Consider the following 5229-nt stretch of genomic DNA (forward strand, 5'->3'; position numbering starts at 1 on the left):
GGCGCCGACCCCGCCGCCGCAGGACAAGACCGCTGCCATCGATCCGACGCCCGAGGTCAAGCCCGACGCCGTCGCTGAAGCCATAGCGCAGGAGCCGCCCGCCGAGGCGACGCAGCTGCCGGATTCCGCTCCCGCGCCGGAAGCGCGGCCGAAGCCGCAGCCGGCGCAGGCCGAAAGCGCCAAGGCGCCGGAGCGCAAGGACGCCGACAAGCCGGTCAAGGAAGCGTCGTCGAAGCCGAAATCCGATGACAAGCAATTCAACGCCGACGAGATCTCCGCGCTCCTCGACAAGCAGAAACCATCCGGCGGCGGCGCCAAGCGCTCGACCCAGCAGGCGTCGCTCGGCGGCGACAAGGACCAAGGTCAGAAGCTCTCCAGGTCCGAAATGGGTGCCCTGGAAAGCCAGCTCGGCGGCTGCTGGACCCTTCCTGTCGGCCTTGAAGGTTCCGAGAACTTCCTCGTCGTGGTGCGGTTCAACCTGGATGCATCCGGTAAGCTGGACGGGCGCCCGGCGGTCGAAAAGTCGAGCGGAAATCGCCAGTTCGACGAAAGTGCCGTTCGTGCGGTGCAAAAATGCGATGTCACCGGCCTGCAAGTTCCCGCCGGCAAGCAGGACATCTGGGCCGACGTCCGCGTCACCTTCGATCCAAGGGAGATGCTCGGCCTCTAAGGCCCTGTCATCCGAAAATCAGTACGAGAAGCGAGAAGACATGAAATCAATCCTCAAGCCGCTCCTGATGGTCGCAGCAATGGCGATGGGCATGACCGCGGCAGGCACGTTGCCGGCGCTGGCGCTCGTCGAGCTCAACGTCAACAAGGGCAACGTCGAGCCGCTGCCGATCGCCATCACGGATTTCCAGGGCGGCGACGCGCTTGGGGCGCAGATTTCGCAGATCGTCACCGCCGATTTGAAGCGTTCGGGTCTGTTCGCTCCGATCGACAAGAGCGCCTTTATCGAGAAAATCACCAACCCCGATGCAGCACCGCGCTTCGACGACTGGAAGGTGATCAACGCTCAGGCGCTGGTCACGGGCAGCGTCAGCAAGGAAGCCGACGGCCGCATCCGCGCCCAGTACCGGTTGTGGGATACCTTTGCCGGCCAGCAGATGGCTGGCGAGCAGTTCTTCGCCAACGATGCCAATCAGCGGCGTGTCGCCCATATCATCGCCGACGCCATCTATGAGCGGCTGACCGGCGAAAAAGGCTATTTCGACACCCGCGTCGTCTTCATCGACGAATCCGGCGCCAAGAATGCGCGCAAGAAGCGCCTCGCGATCATGGACCAGGACGGCGCCAACGTCCGCTATCTTTCGGACGGCAGGTCGATCGTGCTGACGCCGCGTTTCTCGCCGAACCGGCAGGAAATCACCTACATGTCCTATGAAAGCGGTCAGCCGCGGGTGTACCTGCTGCAGATCGAGACCGGCCAACGCGAACTGGTCGGCAATTTCCCAGGCATGACCTTTGCGCCGCGCTTTTCGCCCGATGGCCAGAAGGTGATCATGAGCCTGCTGCGCGACGACGGCAATTCCAACATCTTCGCCATGGACCTGCGCAGCCGCTCGACGACGCGGCTGACCAACTCGACCGCCATCGACACCTCGCCGTCCTATTCGCCCGACGGCAGCAAGGTGGTGTTCACCTCCGACCGTGGCGGCCGCGCACAGATCTACGTGATGGGCGCCGACGGTTCGGGCCAGACCCGTATCTCCTTCGGCGACGGCGTCTATTCGACACCGGTATGGTCGCCGCGCGGCGACCTGATTGCCTTCACCAAGCAGACCGGCGGCGAATTCCAGATCGGGGTCATGAAGACCGATGGATCGGGTGAGCGCATCCTCTCCTCCGGCTTCCAGCAGGAGGGACCGACCTGGGCGCCGAATGGCCGCGTGCTGATGTTCTTCCGCGATTCCGCCGGTGGCCCCAAACTGGTTTCGGTCGATCTGACCGGACGCAACGAGCAATCGATCCCGACGGCGAACTTCGCTTCGGACCCTGCCTGGTCGCCGCTGCTGGAGTAAGAGACGAACTGAGGAACTGGGGAATTGAAGAACTGAAGAATGGAGAAGGCGGGCGGCCACATCAAGCGTGCGAAGGATCTAGAGGTTTATAAGCGCGCTTATGTGGTCTCTCTTGACGTGCATAAAGCTACGCTCGCCTTCCCGAAAATGGAGCAATACGCACTGGCTGATCAGTTGCGTCGCTCCAGCAAGGGAATCTGCGCCAATTTGGCTGAGGGATTTGCCAAGCAGACTCACTCCAAACCCGAATTCGCGCGGTTCATTTCGATGGCAATGGGTCATGCAGCGAAGTGGAGACGTGGATTTCCTAAGCGTTCGACCTTGGATACATCAGCCAGGCACAACACGACGATTGGCTGCGATCCTATGCCCATATCTACGGCATGCTGATCAATCTGAGAGAAAAGCTGAAGTGAATTCTCTCTTCAGTTCCTCAATTCCCCAACTCTTCAATTCCTCTTTTCCATCTCTTTGTCGCGTTTTGGCCGTATTTCCGCCTAGGGTCCGCGCCAACTGTGGCTCATGGCCAATGGCTGCGGACGGGCAGCTTAAACCAAAATTTAACCGTGTTTCTTGAATGCCGGTTAACCCAAACGTGGTTACTGGGTGATCAACGAAATCACTCAAATTAGACCACTCGAATTACGAAGGAGAGGCGGCATGGGCCGTATTGCAGCACTTACCAGAAACCCGGTCATGATCGCGCTGGTGGCGATGCTCGCCATCGCCGGTTGCGCCTCGAAAAAGACGCCGAACAACGCGGCCGATCTTGGCCTTAACGGCGCCGGCGCCGCAACACCCGGATCGGCGCAGGACTTCACCGTCAACATTGGCGACCGCATCTTCTTCGATACGGACTCGACCTCGATCCGTGCCGACGCGCAGACGACGCTCTCGCGCCAGGCACAGTGGCTGAACCAGTACAAGCAGTATGCCATCGTCGTCGAAGGCCATGCCGACGAACGCGGAACGCGCGAATACAATCTGGCGCTCGGCGCCCGCCGCGCAGCCGCTACCCGTGACTTCCTTGTCGCCAAGGGCGTCTCGGCCAGCCGTCTCAAGACCATTTCCTACGGCAAGGAACGTCCGGTCGCGGTTTGCGACGACATCTCTTGCTGGTCGCAGAATCGCCGCGCGGTCACTACGCTTAGCGGCGCTGGCTCCTGAGGCATCATGGACCGGCGCGTCAAAGGACGCGTGGCCGTCTAGCGGTAAAAATGCAACATACTTGTGCGAAAGGCGGCCTTGGGGCCGCCTTTTTCATATCCGGATGCCCGAAACAAAATTTGGCCGAAGTCTCGGCTCCTGCTATGAGCCGAGGGCGCTTGGCTGGTCCCATTCTGATTGGAAGGCGCGAACAAGCTAACGAAATCACTGCGAGAGGCACATGCATTTGAGATCGGTTCTGAGCGGCACGCTTGCGCTGCTGCTCCTATCAGGCGTCACCGCCCTGGCTAGCGGCACCGGGGCGAGCGGCACAGGGCAATCAACCGACAGCGGCTTTACCTTCCATCTTCCCAGTATCGAATTGCCCGGCTTTTTTGGTCAAAAGAAGAAACCGGACCAGGTTCAGCTGGTGCAGTCCGATCCTACCGCTGTCACCAGCCTGGAAGAGCAGCTGCGGCAGATGAACGGCAAGATCGAGGAACTCAATTTCCAGGTCCTGCAAATGCAGGAGCAGATCCGCAAGCAGCAGGAAGATAATGAATTCCGCTTCCAGCAGCTGGAAGGTGGCGGCACGCAAGGCGGACAGCCGCCGGCGCAGAAGAAATCGGACGCCACCACCGGCACCGACAACAACGTGGCGGCGGCCCCGGCAACACGGGCGCCGGCCGATGCCGGCGCCGAGCCCGCCAACGATCAATCGGCAGTCGGCAAGACGGTCGAGGACGTCATCGTCGAATCTCCGGATGGCGACCCCGGCAAGGTTATTCCCGGTACGGGAGCGCCGGAAAAGACCTTCGGCAGCATCACCGTCGACAAGAACGGCAATGTCATCGATGCCGGCGGCAACACACAATCGACCGCGCCGGCGCAGGATACCGCGCCAGTCGCCGGGGCGGCGCCCAAGGCCGGCAAATCCGATACGGTGGTCGCGGCGTTGCCCGCCACCAACAATCCGGAAGAGCTCTACCGCAACTCATACCAGTTCATCCTCTCGGGCGACTACGGCACCGCCGAGCAGGGTTTTCGCGACCACATCGCCCGCTTCCCCAAGGATGCGAAGGCCGCGGACGCGCATTACTGGCTGGGCGAGTCATTGCTCGGCCAGCAGAAATACCGCGATGCGGCCGAGACGTTCCTTGCCGCCAGCAAGGACTACCCCAAGGCCAAGAAAGCTCCCGATATGTTGCTGAAGCTCGGCGTGTCGCTGGTCGGCCTCAAGCAGCATGACGTTGCCTGCGCCACTTTCAGCGAGGTCGGCAAGCGCTACCCCGATATTTCCAGCGCGCTCAAGGAACGCGTCAAGCAGGAGAAGGCTCTGGCTGCCTGCTGATCCTTGTCATACATGTCGTTGTCCTGAAACCGGGATCACTTTTGGGCGACATGCATCATGCTCGACACCGAGCCGGACCTCTCGACTAACCCTTTTTCGCATATCGATTTTACCAGCGGCGCTGTTGCGGCCGTGTCCGGCGGCAGCGACTCGACCGCCCTGCTCCTTCTTCTCAAACACCATCTCGAACGTAGGGCGCCGGCAACCAGGCTGCTGGCGGTGACGATCGACCACGGTTTGCGGTCCGGTTCGGCTGCGGAAGCGCAAACAGTGGCGAAGCTGTGCGCCAGGCTCGGAATTTCACACCGCATCCTGACATGGTCGGGTCCAAAGCCATCGACCGGTCTGCCCGCCGCCGCTCGCGAGGCGCGCTACCGGCTGCTAGCCGAGGCGGCACAAGCGGAAGGCATCGGCATGATCCTCACCGGCCATACCGCCGACGACCAGGCGGAAACGGTGCTGATGCGGCACGCGCGGGACGAGGGCCAAGGCCATGCCGGCATGGCCGGCCGGGGACTTGCCGGCATGGCGCCGGCCACCCTCTATGACTGGCGCATTTGGATCGTGCGGCCGCTCCTCGGCGTGCGGCGCGCGGCATTGCGCGACGTCCTGCGCCGTCAAAATGTCGGCTGGGCTGACGATCCGACCAATGACGACGCGGCTTTCGAGCGGCCGCGTGTGCGGGCCGCACTTGCCGGCGAGAGTGTCGAG

At 62.0% G+C, this 5229-nt stretch carries 6 protein-coding genes; all 6 read left to right on the forward strand.

Annotated elements, in window-relative coordinates:
- Nucleotides 1–670: energy transducer TonB (locus tag EN879_RS23435; protein ID WP_127274273.1), on the forward strand; the 670-nt coding region annotated here is incomplete at its 5' end.
- A gap of 40 nt (nt 671–710) precedes the next feature.
- Nucleotides 711–2021: a Tol-Pal system beta propeller repeat protein TolB gene (tolB, locus tag EN879_RS23440; protein WP_013529148.1), complete on the forward strand. Its 1311-nt coding sequence runs from the start codon at nt 711–713 to the stop codon at nt 2019–2021.
- A gap of 39 nt (nt 2022–2060) precedes the next feature.
- Nucleotides 2061–2411 (forward strand): four helix bundle protein, encoded by a 351-nt coding sequence (locus EN879_RS23445; RefSeq protein ID WP_224618753.1) that lies wholly within the window; start codon nt 2061–2063, stop codon nt 2409–2411.
- Between the two features lie 270 nt (nt 2412–2681).
- A complete protein-coding gene (gene pal, locus EN879_RS23450) occupies nt 2682–3188 on the forward strand; it encodes a peptidoglycan-associated lipoprotein Pal (protein WP_013529149.1) in 507 nt (168 codons plus the stop codon).
- 220 nt (nt 3189–3408) lie between these two features.
- On the forward strand, nt 3409–4518 hold the full coding sequence (ybgF, locus tag EN879_RS23455; RefSeq protein WP_027162518.1) for a tol-pal system protein YbgF: 1110 nt from the start codon (nt 3409–3411) through the stop codon (nt 4516–4518).
- Between the two features lie 57 nt (nt 4519–4575).
- Nucleotides 4576–5229: tRNA lysidine(34) synthetase TilS (tilS, locus tag EN879_RS23460; protein WP_127274274.1), on the forward strand; the 654-nt coding region annotated here is incomplete at its 3' end.

The organism is Mesorhizobium sp. M7A.F.Ca.AU.002.02.1.1, from assembly GCF_003998535.1.
GTDB lineage: Bacteria > Pseudomonadota > Alphaproteobacteria > Rhizobiales > Rhizobiaceae > Mesorhizobium > Mesorhizobium ciceri.

Bases quoted from the DNA above. Each gene is read 5' to 3' on its own strand.
- ybgF (WP_027162518.1), top strand. From the start codon at position 3,409: ATGCATTTGAGATCGGTTCTGAGCGGCACGCTTGCGCTGCTGCTCCTA.
- EN879_RS23445 (WP_224618753.1), top strand. From the start codon at position 2,061: ATGGAGAAGGCGGGCGGCCACATCAAGCGTGCGAAGGATCTAGAGGTT.
- tolB (WP_013529148.1), top strand. From the start codon at position 711: ATGAAATCAATCCTCAAGCCGCTCCTGATGGTCGCAGCAATGGCGATG.
- pal (WP_013529149.1), top strand. From the start codon at position 2,682: ATGGGCCGTATTGCAGCACTTACCAGAAACCCGGTCATGATCGCGCTG.